At 65.8% G+C, this 15,031-nt stretch carries 16 protein-coding genes; 7 read left to right on the top strand and 9 right to left on the bottom strand.

Annotated features, from left to right (window positions below; all coding sequences use genetic code 11):
* The first annotated feature begins 502 nt into the window (after positions 1-502).
* Together G6N27_RS18895 and G6N27_RS18890 are read left to right on the top strand one after the other, a co-directional pair.
* Positions 503-802 carry a PASTA domain-containing protein gene (locus G6N27_RS18895; RefSeq protein WP_163778949.1) on the top strand — a complete coding sequence of 100 codons (300 nt, stop codon included), beginning with the start codon at positions 503-505 and terminating at the stop codon, positions 800-802.
* Positions 799-1,449 carry a DUF4352 domain-containing protein gene (locus G6N27_RS18890; RefSeq protein ID WP_163778946.1) on the top strand — a complete coding sequence of 217 codons (651 nt, stop codon included), beginning with the start codon at positions 799-801 and terminating at the stop codon, positions 1,447-1,449. Before G6N27_RS18895 ends, G6N27_RS18890 begins: the two co-directional genes overlap by 4 nt.
* 244 nt (positions 1,450-1,693) lie before the next feature.
* Here G6N27_RS18890 and purT read toward each other — a convergent pair whose 3' ends face one another.
* The 3 genes from purT to G6N27_RS18875 all read right to left on the bottom strand — a co-directional run bounded on the left by purT (position 1,694) and on the right by G6N27_RS18875 (position 4,853).
* A complete protein-coding gene (gene purT, locus G6N27_RS18885) occupies positions 1,694-2,848 on the bottom strand; it encodes a formate-dependent phosphoribosylglycinamide formyltransferase (RefSeq protein ID WP_163782003.1) in 1,155 nt (384 codons plus the stop codon).
* Between the two features lie 68 nt (positions 2,849-2,916).
* The gene (locus tag G6N27_RS18880) at positions 2,917-3,558 is read right to left on the bottom strand and encodes a PaaI family thioesterase (protein WP_163778943.1); all 642 of its coding nucleotides are present in this window, start codon (positions 3,556-3,558) and stop codon (positions 2,917-2,919) included.
* Positions 3,555-4,853, bottom strand: a complete 1,299-nt coding sequence (locus G6N27_RS18875; RefSeq protein ID WP_163778940.1) for an adenylosuccinate synthase — start codon at positions 4,851-4,853, stop codon at positions 3,555-3,557. The genes G6N27_RS18880 and G6N27_RS18875 overlap by 4 nt, the downstream gene beginning before the upstream one ends.
* A 199-nt stretch (positions 4,854-5,052) precedes the next feature.
* Between G6N27_RS18875 and G6N27_RS18870 the strand changes: the two genes are divergently transcribed.
* From G6N27_RS18870 to G6N27_RS18860, 3 genes are all read left to right on the top strand, one after another.
* The gene (locus G6N27_RS18870) at positions 5,053-5,685 is read left to right on the top strand and encodes a peptidase M50 (protein ID WP_179963302.1); all 633 of its coding nucleotides are present in this window, start codon (positions 5,053-5,055) and stop codon (positions 5,683-5,685) included.
* A gap of 43 nt (positions 5,686-5,728) precedes the next feature.
* Positions 5,729-6,505: a site-2 protease family protein gene (locus G6N27_RS18865; protein ID WP_163778937.1), complete on the top strand. Its 777-nt coding sequence runs from the start codon at positions 5,729-5,731 to the stop codon at positions 6,503-6,505.
* Positions 6,506-6,633: 128 nt separating this feature from the next.
* Positions 6,634-7,521: a cation diffusion facilitator family transporter gene (locus tag G6N27_RS18860; protein ID WP_163778935.1), complete on the top strand. Its 888-nt coding sequence runs from the start codon at positions 6,634-6,636 to the stop codon at positions 7,519-7,521.
* Here the strand turns inward: G6N27_RS18860 and G6N27_RS18855 are convergent.
* Entirely contained in the window at positions 7,518-7,934 is a 417-nt protein-coding gene (locus G6N27_RS18855) for a DUF3151 domain-containing protein (protein WP_163778932.1), read from the bottom strand. The genes G6N27_RS18860 and G6N27_RS18855 overlap by 4 nt on opposite strands.
* 111 nt (positions 7,935-8,045) lie before the next feature.
* Between G6N27_RS18855 and G6N27_RS18850 the strand changes: the two genes are divergently transcribed.
* Positions 8,046-8,852: an Rv0361 family membrane protein gene (locus G6N27_RS18850; protein WP_163778929.1), complete on the top strand. Its 807-nt coding sequence runs from the start codon at positions 8,046-8,048 to the stop codon at positions 8,850-8,852.
* A gap of 2 nt (positions 8,853-8,854) precedes the next feature.
* On the opposite strand, the gene fbaA is transcribed toward G6N27_RS18850, so the two are convergent.
* On the bottom strand, positions 8,855-9,889 hold the full coding sequence (gene fbaA / locus G6N27_RS18845; RefSeq protein ID WP_163778926.1) for a class II fructose-bisphosphate aldolase: 1,035 nt from the start codon (positions 9,887-9,889) through the stop codon (positions 8,855-8,857).
* A gap of 130 nt (positions 9,890-10,019) precedes the next feature.
* On the opposite strand from fbaA, the gene G6N27_RS18840 reads away from it, so the two are divergent.
* Positions 10,020-10,676 carry a DedA family protein gene (locus G6N27_RS18840; protein WP_163781999.1) on the top strand — a complete coding sequence of 219 codons (657 nt, stop codon included), beginning with the start codon at positions 10,020-10,022 and terminating at the stop codon, positions 10,674-10,676.
* A gap of 35 nt (positions 10,677-10,711) precedes the next feature.
* Here the strand turns inward: G6N27_RS18840 and G6N27_RS18835 are convergent, their stop codons facing one another.
* The 4 genes from G6N27_RS18835 to G6N27_RS18820 form a co-directional block, all read right to left on the bottom strand.
* Positions 10,712-11,902, bottom strand: coding sequence for a PE-PPE domain-containing protein (locus tag G6N27_RS18835; protein WP_232064680.1), 1,191 nt, complete (start codon positions 11,900-11,902; stop codon positions 10,712-10,714).
* A gap of 80 nt (positions 11,903-11,982) precedes the next feature.
* A complete protein-coding gene (gene msrB, locus G6N27_RS18830; protein WP_163778923.1) occupies positions 11,983-12,480 on the bottom strand; it encodes a peptide-methionine (R)-S-oxide reductase MsrB in 498 nt (165 codons plus the stop codon).
* A 24-nt stretch (positions 12,481-12,504) separates the two neighbouring features.
* Positions 12,505-13,854 (bottom strand): 3-oxoacid CoA-transferase, encoded by a 1,350-nt coding sequence (locus tag G6N27_RS25555; protein ID WP_163778921.1) that lies wholly within the window; start codon positions 13,852-13,854, stop codon positions 12,505-12,507.
* Positions 13,847-14,968: a glycoside hydrolase family 76 protein gene (locus G6N27_RS18820; RefSeq protein ID WP_163778918.1), complete on the bottom strand. Its 1,122-nt coding sequence runs from the start codon at positions 14,966-14,968 to the stop codon at positions 13,847-13,849. Before G6N27_RS18820 ends, G6N27_RS25555 begins: the two co-directional genes overlap by 8 nt.
* Positions 14,969-15,031 lie beyond the last annotated feature (63 nt).

Here is a 15,031-nt window from a genome sequence, read left to right as displayed (position 1 = left end):
CGGTTCGTCGAGCGTACGCGTCCAAACCACCTCAGATTGTATCTATATTGTCGATACACGTTGTCGCGCAACGGGACTCGATGATGACCACCTTGCCAATTTACGGCACAGCGTTGTATGGTTACTTCGACACCTGCCGTCCGCTCCATCGCGGCTTCTCCGGTGGGCCCTGCGTCACAAGACCGTTGCCGGAGTGATCAGGTGGATCTATCGGCGAAAGCAGCCGGTCACGAACAAGAAGAAGACTGGCTGGCGCTGCCGAGGAGAAAGCGGCGGCGCCAGACATCGCCTGATTGTGGCTGCCCGTTCAGCGGCGCACAATTCACACCCCGAACGCGCTCTCGTACGTGCGGCCACCGCAGACCATGCTGAATCTTCACGAATACGCGGTTATCGCGCGCGGGGCGCCTTCGCCCCCCGCTCGAACTCCTTTTGTATGAATTCGATATGACCCGAAAGATTATGCGACGGAGACGGTCTCGGGATTAGTAGCGTGCGCAACGTGAATCGAACCCTCGTTGCCTTTGCGACCGCTGCCGCGCTTCTGTCGGCACCCACGGGAATTGCGTCAGCCGCGCCGAGCGCGACCATAACCATTCCCGACATTGTCAACCAGAACGCACGCGTCGCGCAGTCCAAGTTGACCAACCTGGGCCTCACGAACGTCGACTTCGCGTCGGCCACTACGAAGTATCAGAACGTGTTCAACCCGTCGAACTGGACCGTGGTTGGCGTCGAACCCGCAGTCGGCACAGCGGTTGCCGCTGGCGACCCAGTAATCCTCAAGGTCACTAAGCCGTGACCAGTCAACCGGGTGCGCCGGGCTGGTACCCCGACCCCTCAGGCCGAGGACAGCGGTACTGGGACGGCAACACCTGGGGTCCCCCGTCGCCCGACGCAGGCACCCCCAAGAAACTTCCACGCAAGCTATGGATTGGTATAGCGGTCGTCTTCGGAATATTTCTGATCGCTGCGATCAGCGATGACGGCAGCAGCAATAAGAGCGCGAGCACGTCGTCGTCGAGCAGCGCCGCCGCCGCTCTCAGCGCACCAAGTAGCACCAGCTTCCCAGCAGCCTCCGCAGCCCGAGATGGCCAGTTCGAGTTTCGCGTTTTGGGCGTTGACCGCGCGAAATCGTTCGGTGGTGAGACAGCGAAAGGCGAGTTCGTGGTCGTAACGCTGCACGTCGAGAACACCGGAAGCGACGCGAGGTCGTTCTACGGGGGCAATCAGAAATTGGTTGATACGGCGGGTCGGCAATACGCCGCCGATGGCCCAGCGATGTTCGGCGAAACCAGCGGCGACATCAACCCAGGATTTTCTATTGAGACGCATATGGCGTATGACGTCGTGCCGGGCACCGCTGTCCAGGGGTTGATTTGCCACGATTCAATGTTCTCCGGCGGCGCACGCCTCGCAGTTGTCGAGGGCGGATACGCAACCAATTGACCGCGACTTGGACACCCGAGCCCGGTCAGCTACGACGCGGCCACGGGGTGGCCCGCCGCGTTCAAACCGACCCCCCCTTCCCCATGTCGAAGGAGGCCACCCTGGCCTGCCCGATAGCTACACAGCAGCCATCAGGAAGTCCGAAACCTCACTGGCGTGGCTGCAGCCCGATGCGTGCTGGCCCGTCGATGAGTGAGCAGGGTGTGTCCCTTATCGAGCTGAAAGCACCCGTGGCGGGCAAGCGCTACCAGAGCCTGCGCAGCGCGGCCGACACCTCGCGGGCGCGGCTGCGTGCAGTCTTCACATCCGACCCGGTGACGACGGCCGCGCCCAGCGGGTGGCCCGCATCGCCATTGGGGGTGAACACCCGCACGTCGCTCTCGGGCACGCGAAGCGCATTGGCGAGCACGCCACCGAGCTCCGAACCGCTGGCCCCGTCGCTCCCGGTGTAGATCACTTCCGCGGCGCCCGGCGAAATCATGATGGTGTCGGTCGGTAAACCCAGGATGGCCCGGGCTTGCAGCTCGAATTCCGAAAGCCGTTGGGTGCGCAAGGTGACCAGGCCGCTCTCGAACGGCCGCGCGGTGACATCGCTGAAGTAGACCTCGTCGCCACGGACCATCAACTCCACCGCGAACACGCCCCGGCCGCCCAGCGACTTGGCGATGCGCGCCGCGATCGACTTGGCGGCGTCCAGCGCGAACGGGCTGAGATCTTGCGGCTGCCAGAACTCCTGCACGTCACCAATGGGCTCGCCGTGGCCGATCGGCGCGCAGAATTCGACCGTCGGACCCGTCGGCCCGATGCTGCGCACGGTCAACAGGGTCACGTGGAAGTCGACCTCGACCACCGTTTCGGCCAGCACTCGGCTATGGGCCAGCCGGCCGCCGGCGGAGACCGCACGCTGCCAGGCCGATTCGACATCGTCGGGCGTCAGGACGACCGACTGCCCCTCGCCGCCGACCGTCGCGACGGGCTGTACCCGCAACGGATATCCGGCGTGGTCCGCGATGGCCCGCAGTTCGTCGACCGATCCCGCGAACCAGAACGGAGCGGTGGGCAGGCCGAGTTCGTCGGCGGCCAGCCGGCGCAGGCCCTCCCGGTCGGCGGTCAGGCGCGCGCAGCGCGGGGTCGGAAACACTTCGGCCGAACCGCTGTCGGCTACAGCCGTCAGCGCGTCGGCGGCGATCGCCTCGGATGCCGCGACGACGACGTTCGGGTGTGCACGCCCGATCGCAGCGTTCAATTCGTCGGCGTCGGTCATGTTCAGCACCAGCGACTCGTCGGCCACGCCGTGCGCCGGCGCGTCGGCGTACCGCTCGACGGCGATCACCCGCGCGCCGAGCCGTTGCAGCGCCGTCGCCAGTTCGCGGCTGAACTCTCCGGAGCCCAGCAGCATGACCGTGGTCCGGTGGGCGTTGTCTTGCGGCTTGCCGTCAGTCACGTTGCCCAAGGATAGGCGGGCTCCTAAGGCTGACCCGGCAGCAGCCGGATCATCAGGCCGTTGGCCTCGGCCAACAGCGTCTCGCCGTCGAGCAGTTCACCACGGACGAAGGCCTTGCGGCCCTCGGTCGCGGCGACGTGACCGCGAACCACCAGCGGCGTATCCGTCGGGGTGATCTTGCGGTAGTCGACGTGCAGGAAGCCGGTGCGGCTGATCGGCCGGCCGGCCGCGTGCACGACCATGCCGAAGACATGGTCGAAAAGCAGCGGCAGCACGCCGCCGTGCACCGCGCCGTTGCCGCCGACGTGGAACCGGCTGAAGTGGCCCCGCATCTCCACCCCGTCCGGGTCATATCTGCTCATCGTCCACGGCGGTAACAGCAGGCTGCCCATCCCGGGCAACTGCGGTGAGCGGCCCGCCGGAGCCTGGCCTTCCGGAGCCTGGAACGGCGCCAGTTGGCCGGCCAGCGCTTCGGCGTGCTCGGCGGCCTCGTTCCAGAGGTCGTCGCTGGGGTCGGCGGACACCGCCAAGTCCTGCAGGCGCCGCATGGCCGCGACGAACCGACCGAACCCGGGACCCGGGCTGGCGGCGCCGTATTCCGGGAAGCCGCCGTGATGGTCGTAGTCGGGGTCGAGTTGTTCGGGGTTCTGCGGCGAATCCGTCACCGGCGGGCCGCCAGCACGTCGCGGCGGACGATCGTCTGGTCACGGCCCGGTCCGACACCGATGCACGAAATATGTGCTCCGCCAAGCTCTTCCAATCGCAACACATAGTCGCGCGCCTTCGCGGGCAAGTCGTCGAACTCTCGGGCATCCGAGATGTCCTCCCACCAGCCGGGCAATTCCTCGTAGATGGGTGTGGCGCGGTGCAGGTCGCTTTGGGTCATCGGCATCTCGTGGGTGCGCTTACCGTCGACCTCGTAGCCGACGCACACCGGCACGGTTTCCAGGCTGGACAGCACATCCAGCTTGGTCAGGAAGTAGTCGGTGATCCCGTTGACGCGGGTCGCGTAGCGCGCGATGACGGCGTCGAACCAGCCGCACCGCCGGCGCCGGCCGGTGGTCACGCCGAATTCGCCACCGGTCTTGGACAGGTATTCACCGTTCTCGTCGAACAACTCGGTCGGGAACGGGCCGGAGCCCACGCGGGTGGTGTACGCCTTGAGGATCCCCAACACGGTGGTGATCCGGGTGGGCCCGACGCCGGAACCGACTGCCGCGCCGCCGGCGGTCGGATTCGACGACGTCACATAGGGATACGTCCCGTGGTCGACGTCGAGCAGGGTGCCCTGCGAGCCTTCCAGCAAGACGATCTCGCCGGCCTCCAGGGCGTTGTTGAGCAGCAGCCGGGTGTCGGCGATGCGGTGCTTGAAACGTTCGGACTGCTCCAGCAGGGCATCGACGACGTGCGCGGCGTCCAGCGCTTTGCGGTTGTAGATCTTCACCAGCACCTGATTTTTGAATTCGAGGGCGGCTTCGATCTTGTGGGTGAGCAGCTCGGGGTCGAGGACGTCGGCGACCCGGATCCCCATCCGGGCGATCTTGTCCTGGTAGCAGGGGCCGATGCCGCGGCCGGTGGTGCCGATCTTCTTGCTGCCCATGTAGCGCTCGGTCACCTTGTCGATGGCCACGTGGTAGGGCATGAGCAGATGCGCGTCGGCGGAGATCAGCAGTCGCGAGGTGTCGACGCCGCGGTCGTCGAGGCCTTTCAGCTCGTCGAGCAAGACACCGGGATCGACCACCACGCCGTTTCCGATCACATTGGTGACGCCGGGCGTCAGCACTCCTGACGGGATGAGGTGCAGAGCGAAGTTCTCGCCGTTGGGCAGCACCACGGTGTGCCCGGCGTTGTTGCCGCCCTGGTAGCGCACTACCCACTGAGCGCGACCGCCGAGGAGGTCGGTGGCTTTGCCTTTGCCCTCGTCGCCCCACTGGGCGCCGATGAGGACGATTGCCGGCATGGCGTTTCTCCCGCTTGTTTGAGCCGCTTATGGTGTTCCAGCCGGTGACTCACATTAGCCCTGCGACGATGCGGGTACCGCAGGACCCGCTGACGAGCAGGGCAATCAGGCCCGCCCTGCACGATGCGGGTACCGCACGTCCCGCTGAGGAGCAGGGCAATTGGGCCGGCGCAGCTGTTTGCGAGGAGGAGACGGGCGATTGAGTTCTGACGTCGCCGTGGTGCTGTTCGGGGATTTGCGGGTACCGCGTGCACTGGCCGGGCTGAGGGTGGTCGATCCCAACGACCTCGACGCCGCACTCGGCTGGGCGCGACGCCTGGTGGTGGTTGGCGTCGACGCCGACCTCGCCGCGGTGCTGACCCGGCTGATGCGGGCCGAGCGACTCGACGTCGAGGTGGCTTACGTTCCGCGCCGGCGTACGCCCGCCACCAAGGCTTACCGCCTGCCATCCGGATGGCGGGCGGTTCGCCGGGCAACGCGCGGGTCAGCTCGGCGGACACCACTGATCCGCGACGAGACCGGCTCGGCGGTCGTCGGGGCGGTCCGCTGGCAACCGGCCCCCGACGCGCAGCGGCTGCACGGCGAGGCGGTCGTCGATGACACCGTGCTTTTCGACGGCGACGTCGACGGGGTGGTGATCCGGCCGACCGCGACGTTGCCCGGCCTCCGCGCCCGCGTGACGGGTTTGCGGTCGCGCCGCTGGGTGACCGGACGCGCGGCGCAGCTGGGCAGCGCCGGTGTGGCCGTGGTCCGCGATGGCGTCGCGGTGCCGCGGGCGGTGCGACGCTCGACGGTCTACCGCCACACCGAGGGCTGGTTGCCCGTCAGGTGAACGCCCGACCAGACTTCACAGCCGGTGACGGTAGTTTCGTCGCGTGAGCGCCCTTGAATCGCACCGCTCGGTGCGGCCCAGCCCGATATTCCTCGCCATCGTCGGCCTGACGGCGTTCGGGGGCACGCTGGCCTACCTGGACGGCGCCGACTCGAAAACGATGGCTTACGTGTCGGTGTTCGTCTTCGTGATCGCCGGCTGGGTTGTCTCGCTGTGCCTGCACGAGTTCGGTCACGCGTTCACGGCGTGGCGGTTCGGCGACCGCAACGTCGAGGTGCGTGGCTATCTGGATCTGGACCCGCGCCGCTACACCCATCCGTTGCTGTCGCTGGTGGTACCCGTGGTCATCACCGCGCTCGGCGGGATCGGACTACCTGGTGCAGCGGTATACGTGCAGACGTCGTTCATGACCGCAAAGCAGCGCACCCTGGTCAGCCTCGCCGGGCCGGCGGCGAACATAACGCTCGCGGTGGTGTTGCTCGGACTGACCGAGCTGTTCTTCGACCTCAAGCACCTGGTGTTCTGGTCGGGGGTGGCGTTTCTGGGCTTCCTCCAGGTCACCGCGGCGTTGTTGAACCTGCTGCCGATACCCGGTCTGGACGGCTACAACGCGTTGGAGCCGCATCTGAGCCCGGAGACCCAGCGTGCGCTCGACCAGTTCAAGCCCTACGGCTTCATGATCTTGATCTTCCTGATCTTCGCCCGCCCGGTGAACCAGGCCTTCTTCGGTTTCATCGGCTGGCTCTTCGAGCTGACCGGCGTGCCCACAGTGCCGGTGAGCCTCGGCATGCAACTGATCCAGATCTGGCACGCCTTCTGAGTCACTGAACGGGCTTTCGCCGAGATCGACGCTGGCGCGGAGGTCTCTCGCGAAAGTTCGCGCTGACGTCGATCTCGCCGACACCGAGGTCTTGCAATATATGCGTATTGACGCATATATTGTGGGCCATGGGCGCCGGCCACGATCACACCAGTAGCGGCACACCCGCACCCAGGATGGCGGTCGCCACGGCGCTGCTGTTCGGGTTCTTCGTCGTCGAACTGACCACGGCGCTCCTGATCGGGTCCATCGCGCTGCTCGCCGACGCCGGCCACATCCTCACCGACGTCGCCGCCACCTTCATGGGACTGTGCGCGTTGCTGCTGGCCAAGCGTGGCAGCACGTCGCCGGGCCGCACCTACGGGTGGCACCGCGCCGAGGTGTTCACCGCCGTCGCCAACGCCGTCCTGCTGGTCGGCGTCGCGACGATCATCCTGCGTGAGGCGATCACCCGCATCGGCCGAGCGCCCGAGGTGCCGGGCGTCCCGATGGTCGTGGTAGCGCTCGCCGGACTGGCCACCAACGCCGTCGTCGCGCTGCTACTGCGGTCGCATTCGACGCAGAGCCTGGCCGTCAAGGGCGCCTACATGGAGGTGATTGCCGACACCGTTGGCAGCATCGGTGTCCTCATCGCCGGCGTGGTCACCATCACCACGCATTGGCCGTACGCCGACGTCGTGGTCGCCGTCCTGGTCGCGATGTGGGTGCTGCCGCGGGCGCTGTCGCTGGCGCTGGGCGCGTTGCGCATCCTGTCCGAATCGTCGCCCAGCCACATCGATGTCGAGGAGCTGCGCGCCGCGCTGGGAGCCGTCGACGGCGTGACCGACGTGCACGATCTACACGTCTGGACACTGGTGCCCGGAAAGGACATGGTGACGGCCCATCTGACCAGTCGCGCAGACTCGTCGCGGGTGTTGCACGACGCTCAGGCGTTGCTGCATGCGCGCGGGCTGGATCACGCCACCATTCAGATCGAGCGGAACGAGGACGTCGGCGGGTGCGCGGCCGGCTTCTAGCTCAACCCGAGCGCGGCTCGAGCACCCGGGTCGCAATCGTCGAGTAGGTCCCGGCACCGGGCCTGTTCGTCGGTTTCACCGATCGCGTCGGCCGCCCGGGCCAGCGCGGCCACGCACCGCAGGAAACCTCGGTTGGGCTCATGCGAGTACGGCACCGGGCCGAAGCCTTTCCAGCCGTTGCGGCGCAACTGGTCGAGGCCGCGGTGATAACCCGTCCGGGCGTAGGCGTAGGCGGTGACCGCCTTGTCGTCGGCCAACGCGCCTTCGGCCAACGCCGCCCACGCGATCGACGCCGACGGGTGCGCGGCGGCGACGTCCATCGGGTTCTCACCGGCGTCCAGCGCGGCCTCGGCCTCGGGGTCGCCGGGCAAGGCGATCGGTTCAGGTCCCAACAGATCATGCATCGGCGTCATGGCGCTATTGTGCCGTGCTGCGTCTTTTCGGCCGATGCCGCCACCCGTCACCCGGCGTCGGGTCGCTAAGCTCCAATACGTATTTCGACTTCGAAGAGGACGGCAGCGCCTATGCCCAATTCATCAGGGCCAGACCCGGACGCCGAATCGGTCGAAGCCGAGGCTGAGACCGCCGTCGAACCTTCCGTCGACGCTGACGAAGAAGTCACCGAGAGCTACCAAGCGGCCGACCCGGCAACCGAAGTGATTTCGCCGTCCGCGCCCGAGCAACAGCCGCCCGCGGCGTCCCTACAGCGCGGAGAACGGCGGTACACAGCACCAGGTTTCGACGCCAAGGAAACGGCGATCATCAATGCCGCCAACGAGCCGGCCACCGAGGTCTTCGAGCCTGGCCGCCAAGACGGACTGCCGAGAACTGCTCTGCCGCAACAGATTCCGCCCCGGCTAGGCTCCAAACTGCGTCCGTCGGCGCAACGCAGTTGGGGCTGGGTGCTGGCGCTGATCCTGATCATCCTGGCGTTGGCCGCCATCGCGGTGCTGGGCACCGTGCTGCTGACCCGCAACGACGGCAAAACGCGCGCGTCACAGGAAGATCAGGTCCGCAGCACCATCCAGAGCTTCGACGCCGCGATCCAAACCGGCGACCTCACCGCACTGCGCAGCCTGACTTGCGGGAGTATGCGCGACGATTACGTCAACTACGACCAGCGGGAGTGGAGCGAGACCTACCACCGCGTCGCGGCGGCCAAGGAATATCCGGTCGTCGCCAACATCGACCAAGTTGTCGTGAACGGCAACCACGCCGAAGCCAATGTCACCGCGTTCATGGCCTACGCACCGCAGACTCGCTCGGCGCGCAGCTTCGATCTGCAGTATCGCGACGATCAGTGGAAGATCTGCGAATCCAGCACTGGCTGAATCTATTTGGAAACTGACTTGCCGTCGCAGTGCAGGTCGTTGCAGGCCTCGATAACCCGCTCGGTCATCGCCGCCTCGGCCTTCTTCAGATAGCTGCGCGGGTCGTAGACCTTCTTGTTGCCCACTTCGCCGTCGACCTTCAGCACGCCGTCGTAGTTGGTGAACATGTGCGCGGCCAGCGGGCGGGTGAACGCGTACTGGGTGTCGGTGTCGACGTTCATCTTCACCACGCCGTAGCGCAGCGCTTCCTCGATCTCCGACTTCAGCGAACCCGAGCCGCCGTGGAAGACGAAGTCGAATGGCTGGGAACCGTCCGGCAGCCCGAGCTTGGCGGACGCCACCTTCTGGCCTTGGTCGAGGATGTCCGGGCGGAGCTTGACGTTGCCCGGCTTGTAGACCCCGTGGACGTTGCCGAACGTCGCGGCCAGCAGATAGTGACCGTGCTCGCCGTGGCCCAGCGCGTCGATGGTTTTCTCGAAGTCCTCGGGGGTGGTGTACAGCTTGTCGTTGATCTCGGCCTCGACACCGTCCTCTTCACCGCCGACCACGCCGATCTCCACCTCCAGGACGATCTTGGCGGCGGCGGCCAACTTCAGCAGCTCCTGCGCGATTTCGAGGTTCTCGTCGATCGGCACGGCCGAGCCGTCCCACATGTGCGACTGGAACAGCGGGTTCTGGCCGGCGGCCACCCGCTCGGCCGAGATCGCCAGCAGCGGACGCACGTAGGTGTCCAGCTTGTCCTTCGGACAGTGGTCGGTGTGCAGGGCGACGTTGATCGGGTATTTCTCGGCGATGACGTGGGTGAACTCGGCCAGCGCCACCGCGCCGGTGACCATGTTCTTCACCCCGAGGCCGGAGGCGAATTCCGCTCCGCCGGTGGAGAACTGGATGATGCCGTCACTGCCCGCGTCGGCGAATCCTTTCAGCGCGGCATTGACGGTCTCGGACGATGTGCAGTTGATCGCCGGGAAGGCGTACTCGTTCTTCTTGGCGCGTTGCAGCATCTCCGCGTAGACATCTGGCGTTGCGATGGGCATGCGGCTTCCTTCCTGACGTGTCGCATCAGTATCGCAACACCCCCGGGGGGCCCGCAGCCCGCCCGGCAAAGGCCGGCGATCGGCGCCGGTATCTTGAACACGTGAAATCCACGAGGAAGGCCTAGTGGCTATGCCCAACATCCTCGACCCGATGTACTGGATCGGTCCCCAGGGACTGTTCGCATCGGCGGTGTTGCCGACGATCCTGGCCATCGTCTACGTCGAAACGGGCCTGCTGTTCCCGCTGCTGCCCGGCGAGTCGCTGCTGTTCACCGGTGGTCTGCTGGCCGCCCACGGCACCCTCGACATTTGGGTACTGGCGCCGGCGGTGGCGCTGACCGCGATCCTCGGCGACCAGACCGGCTATTTCATCGGGCGCCGGATCGGGCCCGCGCTGTTCAAGAAGGAAGACTCGCGGTTCTTCAAGCAGCACCACGTCACCGAGTCGCACGCGTTCTTCGAGAAGTACGGGCCTGCGGCGATCATCCTGGCCCGGTTCATGCCGTTCGTGCGGACCTTCACCCCGGTCGTCGCCGGGGTCTCCTACATGCGCTACCCCGTCTACCTGGCCTTCGATATCGTCGGCGGCGTCCTGTGGGGTGGCGGCGTCACGGTCGCCGGCTACTTCCTGGGCAACATCCCGTTCATTCACCAGAACCTGGAAAAGATCGTCCTGGCGATCCTGTTCGTGTCGATGATTCCGGCGTTCATTGCGACCGGCCGGGCGTACCTGAAGCGCAGGCGGGCCGCCAAGGACGACAAAGAGCAGCTGACCGTCGCCGACTGAGGGTTTCCGAGTCGCAGCAGGTGGTCGTGCCCTGCTCAGGTCATAGCGGTGAATGCTTGGAACAGTTCGATGATGCCTTGCCAGGCCTCTGACGGCGTCGGGTCCGGCGAGGGTAGGAACCCATAGAGGTATCCCGCGTCGGCGACTTCAGTCAACGACGGGTTCTCCAGCAGCGGAACGATTTTGTAGGTGTCGGGGTTCGCCAGATCGGCGAAGAAGTTGCTGACCCCTGTCTGCAGTCCGGCGCCCAGGGCAGTGGAGAGTTCGCCGAGATTGATGTTCGGGAGAAACCCGGCAGTGCTGACGACGTCGGCGTCGCCCGGCGCCCACCCCTGGTAGATGCTGCCGTAGCCGAGGTTCACCAGAATCCGGGTATCCGGCTCGAGCAGGTCATACAGGGGCTGTCCAAGGATTGGGATCAACCGCAGGGGATCCAGCAACGGCAAGGTCTCGGACGGGATGATGTAGTAATTGACCATGGTGTCGGCCGCTGAGGTCGGCAATTGGATGGCATTGCTGATTTGGTCCGCGGTGAGGCTCAAATACGTGCCGTGCTCGTAGATGAACCCCAGCGACGAGTTGAGATCCGAGAGCAGATCGATCGGATACCTGGGGGAATCGGCGACACCGTCGTACTCGGCGGTGTAGACGTCGGTCGGGTACAGATCGTTCGGGGTCGCGACGTTGGCCTGCAGATACGCCGGGTACAGATTGCTGGTCACGATCTCGGAGCCGCCGTTCGGATTGGCCGGATCGCCGATAAGCACGAAGTGCACGTCGTTACTCGGCACACCCTGGCCGGCTAGCTCGCGCATCACCTCGGACGAGATCGAGGCGCTCTGCGAGTAGCCGAAAACGACGGCCGGGTTCTGCGTGCTCAAGTCTCCGTTGTTGTATTCCTGCAAGATCGTGGAGTCGAGAATCTGCTCGCCCCGCGATTGCGATGTGGGACTTACGTTTTCAGGGGTGAATAGCGACTGCAATGTGCCGGTGAAGCCGCGCGGCTGCAGATACAACGCGTTGGCGGCGTCGAGGTAGAGCTGACTCGGTTGCGGAATGCTGGTTCCGCCCATCAACAACGCCGTGCCGTCCCCAAGCGGCAGATCCGCGCTGGTGTCCGCCAGTTGCACCGCATTCGTCCGGGTGGGGATCGACGTTGTTGTCGAAGGTGACAAGCCGGCCATGACGGCGGCAAAGACGCACGTTAGAAAACCGAGAGCCCGCATGTCGCATCCTTTCACGGCACCCGGACGACAGTACTACACGAGTACAATTAGACGTCGACAATTATCGGTCGGCGACGGTGTCAGGCAGGCTTGAAGCCCATCGCCACGCCGTTCATGCAGTAGCGCAAGCCCGTTGGCTGGGGCCCGTCGTCGAAGACGTGACCGAGGTGCCCACCGCAGCGGCTACACAGCACCTCGGTGCGCGACATCCCCTCGCTGTTGTCTGGCCGCTCGAGGACCGCGTTGTCCAGAGCCCGGTAAAAACTCGGCCAGCCCGTTCCGCTGTCGAACTTGGTCGTCGACGAGAACAGCGCCTGGCCACAGCCTGCGCAGGTGAAGGTCCCAGACCGGTGCTCGTCGTTCAGCGGGCTGCTGTGCGGGGCCTCGGTGGCCGCGGTGCGCAGCACGGCGTACTGCTGCGGGCTCAGCAGCTGCCGCCACTCGTCGTCGGTGTGGTTGACCTCAAACGTTTTGGCCGGACCGCTCGGAGCGCCGGTTGCGGTGACAGCGGTCAATGCGCTGGCGCCGGCGAGCACCCCGAATGCAGCGCCGAGCAGAACGTTACGTCGAGTGGTCATGGCTTCCACCATACGACTGAAATGTCAGACGGCGACTTTGAAGTCGCAGCCGGTCTTGGAGCGGACGTCGTCGACCGTCACGCCGGGATGCAGTTCGGTGAGGGTGAGTCCGTGTTCGGGCTCGACGTCGAACACACACAGGTCGGTGATGATCATGTCGACCACGCTCTTGCCGGTGATCGGCAGCGAGCACTGCTTGAGGATCTTCGGGCTACCGTCTTTGGCGGTGTGATCCATCACGACGATCACCCGCTTGACGCCCGACACCAAATCCATTGCGCCGCCGGGCCCTTTGACCATTTTGCCGGGCACCATCCAGTTGGCCAGGTCGCCGTTCTCGGCGACCTCGAGACCGCCCAGGATGGACAGGTCGATGTGGCCGCCGCGGATCATCGCGAACGAGTCGGCGCTGCTGAAGAAGCTGGATCCGGGCAGGCTGGTGACGGTCTGCTTGCCCGCGTTGATCAGATCGGGGTCGACGTCGTCCTCGGCCGGATAGGAGCCGATGCCCAGTAGCCCGTTCTCGGACTGCAGAGTGACCTTGATGCCCTCGGGAATGTAGTTGGCCACCAAAGTCGGAATGCCGATGCCCAGGTTCACGTAGTAGCCGTCGCGCAATTCGCGCGCGGCACGCCGAGCCATCAGCTCGCGAATTGGGCTGTCGCTCTTGACTTCAGCGCCGCCGCTGGTGGTGCGGAACTCGATGCGCTTCTCGAGATTGACGCTCTCGATGACGCGGTCCACGTAGATACCGGGGGTATGAATCAGGTCGGGGTCTAACTCACCGACCTCGACGAGTTCCTCCACCTCGGCCACCGTCACCGTGCCGCAGGTGGCGATCATCGGGTTGAAGTTGCGTGCGGTCTTCCGGTAGACCAGGTTGCCTGCCTTATCGCCCTTCCAAGCCTTGACGATCGCAACATCGGCGCGAATGCCTTCTTCCAGAACGTATTCCGTGCCGTCGAAGACCCGAGTGTCTTTGCCTTCGGCGAGGTTGGTCCCGAAGCCGGTGCGGGTGTAGAAGCCGGGAATGCCCGCGCCGCCGGCACGCAGCTTTTCGGCCAGCGTGCCCTGCGGCGTCAGCACCAGATCGAGTTCGCCGGCCAGCACCTGGCGTTCGAACTCCTTGTTCTCGCCGACATAGGACGCAATCACCCTGTCCACCTGGCGCGCCTTGAGCAGCAGCCCCATGCCGAAATCGTCGACGCCGGCGTTGTTTCCGACGATCGTGAGGTTCTTGACCCCGCTGTCCACCAAGGCCTGGATCAAGTTCTCCGGAATGCCGCAAAGGCCGAAACCGCCTGCGGCGACGGTGATTCCGTCCTTGAGCAGGCCATCGAGAGCCGACACGGCGTCGGGGTGGACTTTACTCATTGCTCATCCCTTCATAGGCCGCCACGGCGTGGGCTGCCTCCATCAGTGTCCAACCGGAAAGCTGCACGGATAGGTCCCGCTCGGGAATGTCCGATTCGGTCACCGCGCCGCCGACGAACTGGGCCTGCTGCCCTCCGGTCGTCGGTAGCTCGGCGGTCTCGTTCCACGACGGGCCGAAAAGCGGCAGCCCTTCCACGGTCTGGCGGTTGTCCCACGCCGCCTGCGCTGACGTCAGGACAATGTGGCGGGCCGCGTCGCGAGCCTTGACGTCGGCGGCGGAGTCGCCGGGCAGTGTCGTGGCGACAAACGCCAGGTAGCGGGCGGTGATACCGGCGAACAGCCCGCCGTCACCGCCGCCGGAGCCCCGTAGCACCCCGCCCGGGGCCATGTGTTCGTCGACCGCGGCGACCAGGCGGTGCACGCGAGGCGCGTGCCGGTCGTCATGGGTGCGGACGGCCAACTCGGTCTCCAGGCCGAGAACCACGCCTTGGCAGTAGGTGTACTGCGCGCGGACCAGCGAGCCCGCCTTGATGCCGTCGAACAGCAGGTGCGTCTCGGGGTCAATCAGCGTCTCGTCGATCCAGTCGGCCATCTGCTGCGCGCGGCGCAGCCGGTCGCCGTAACGCGCCAAGAAGATGCCCGCCGGACCGTTGGCCGGGGCATTGAAGAACTGGTCCTGCTTACGCCACGGGATGCCGCCGCCGTCCTCGGGCACCCACGCGTTGACCAGTTGGTCGTTCAGCCTCTTCAGTGCGCGCGGACGGTCCACCCCGGCGATCCGGGACCCCCGCTCCAGCGCAAGCGCCAGCCAGGCCATGTCGTCGTAATAGTTGTTGACCCAGGATCCGTTGTTACGCAATCGGTGTGAACGGATCTGCCGGTTGATCTTGATGCGCCGCTCTTCTTGCGGGTCGCGCAGTTCCGCGTCGATCAGGCAGTCCAGCAGATGCGCCTGCCACCAGTAGTGCCAGCCGCCGAACCACCGGTCGCGCCGGGTCGGCGGCCAGGCCACCACGCCGAGTTGGGTCCCCGGCAGGGCCCACAGCCGTTTCAGGTGCCGTCCGGCGATGGCGGCTTCCGCGCTGACCGCCCGGTTGACCCATACCTGATCCATGCCTGCAGATCCTGCCCTATGGGCCAGGCGCGCAAGCGGGCATCCTTCCGGGAAGTTTCAGTC

Origin of the sequence: Mycobacterium cookii (assembly GCF_010727945.1) — a bacterium.
In the GTDB taxonomy this organism is placed as follows: Bacteria; Actinomycetota; Actinomycetes; order Mycobacteriales; family Mycobacteriaceae; genus Mycobacterium; species Mycobacterium cookii.
This window is presented reverse-complemented; position numbering and strand designations above follow the sequence as displayed.

Bases quoted from the DNA above. Each gene is read 5' to 3' on its own strand.
- purT (WP_163782003.1), bottom strand. From the start codon at position 2,848: ATGCTGCTGGGCTCCGGAGAGTTCAGCCGCGAACTGGCGACGGCGCTG.
- G6N27_RS18875 (WP_163778940.1), bottom strand. From the start codon at position 4,853: ATGCCGGCAATCGTCCTCATCGGCGCCCAGTGGGGCGACGAGGGCAAA.
- G6N27_RS18860 (WP_163778935.1), top strand. From the start codon at position 6,634: ATGGGCGCCGGCCACGATCACACCAGTAGCGGCACACCCGCACCCAGG.
- G6N27_RS18855 (WP_163778932.1), bottom strand. From the start codon at position 7,934: ATGACGCCGATGCATGATCTGTTGGGACCTGAACCGATCGCCTTGCCC.
- G6N27_RS18850 (WP_163778929.1), top strand. From the start codon at position 8,046: ATGCCCAATTCATCAGGGCCAGACCCGGACGCCGAATCGGTCGAAGCC.
- fbaA (WP_163778926.1), bottom strand. From the start codon at position 9,889: ATGCCCATCGCAACGCCAGATGTCTACGCGGAGATGCTGCAACGCGCC.
- G6N27_RS18840 (WP_163781999.1), top strand. From the start codon at position 10,020: ATGCCCAACATCCTCGACCCGATGTACTGGATCGGTCCCCAGGGACTG.
- G6N27_RS18835 (WP_232064680.1), bottom strand. From the start codon at position 11,902: ATGCGGGCTCTCGGTTTTCTAACGTGCGTCTTTGCCGCCGTCATGGCC.
- msrB (WP_163778923.1), bottom strand. From the start codon at position 12,480: ATGACCACTCGACGTAACGTTCTGCTCGGCGCTGCATTCGGGGTGCTC.
- G6N27_RS25555 (WP_163778921.1), bottom strand. From the start codon at position 13,854: ATGAGTAAAGTCCACCCCGACGCCGTGTCGGCTCTCGATGGCCTGCTC.
- G6N27_RS18820 (WP_163778918.1), bottom strand. From the start codon at position 14,968: ATGGATCAGGTATGGGTCAACCGGGCGGTCAGCGCGGAAGCCGCCATC.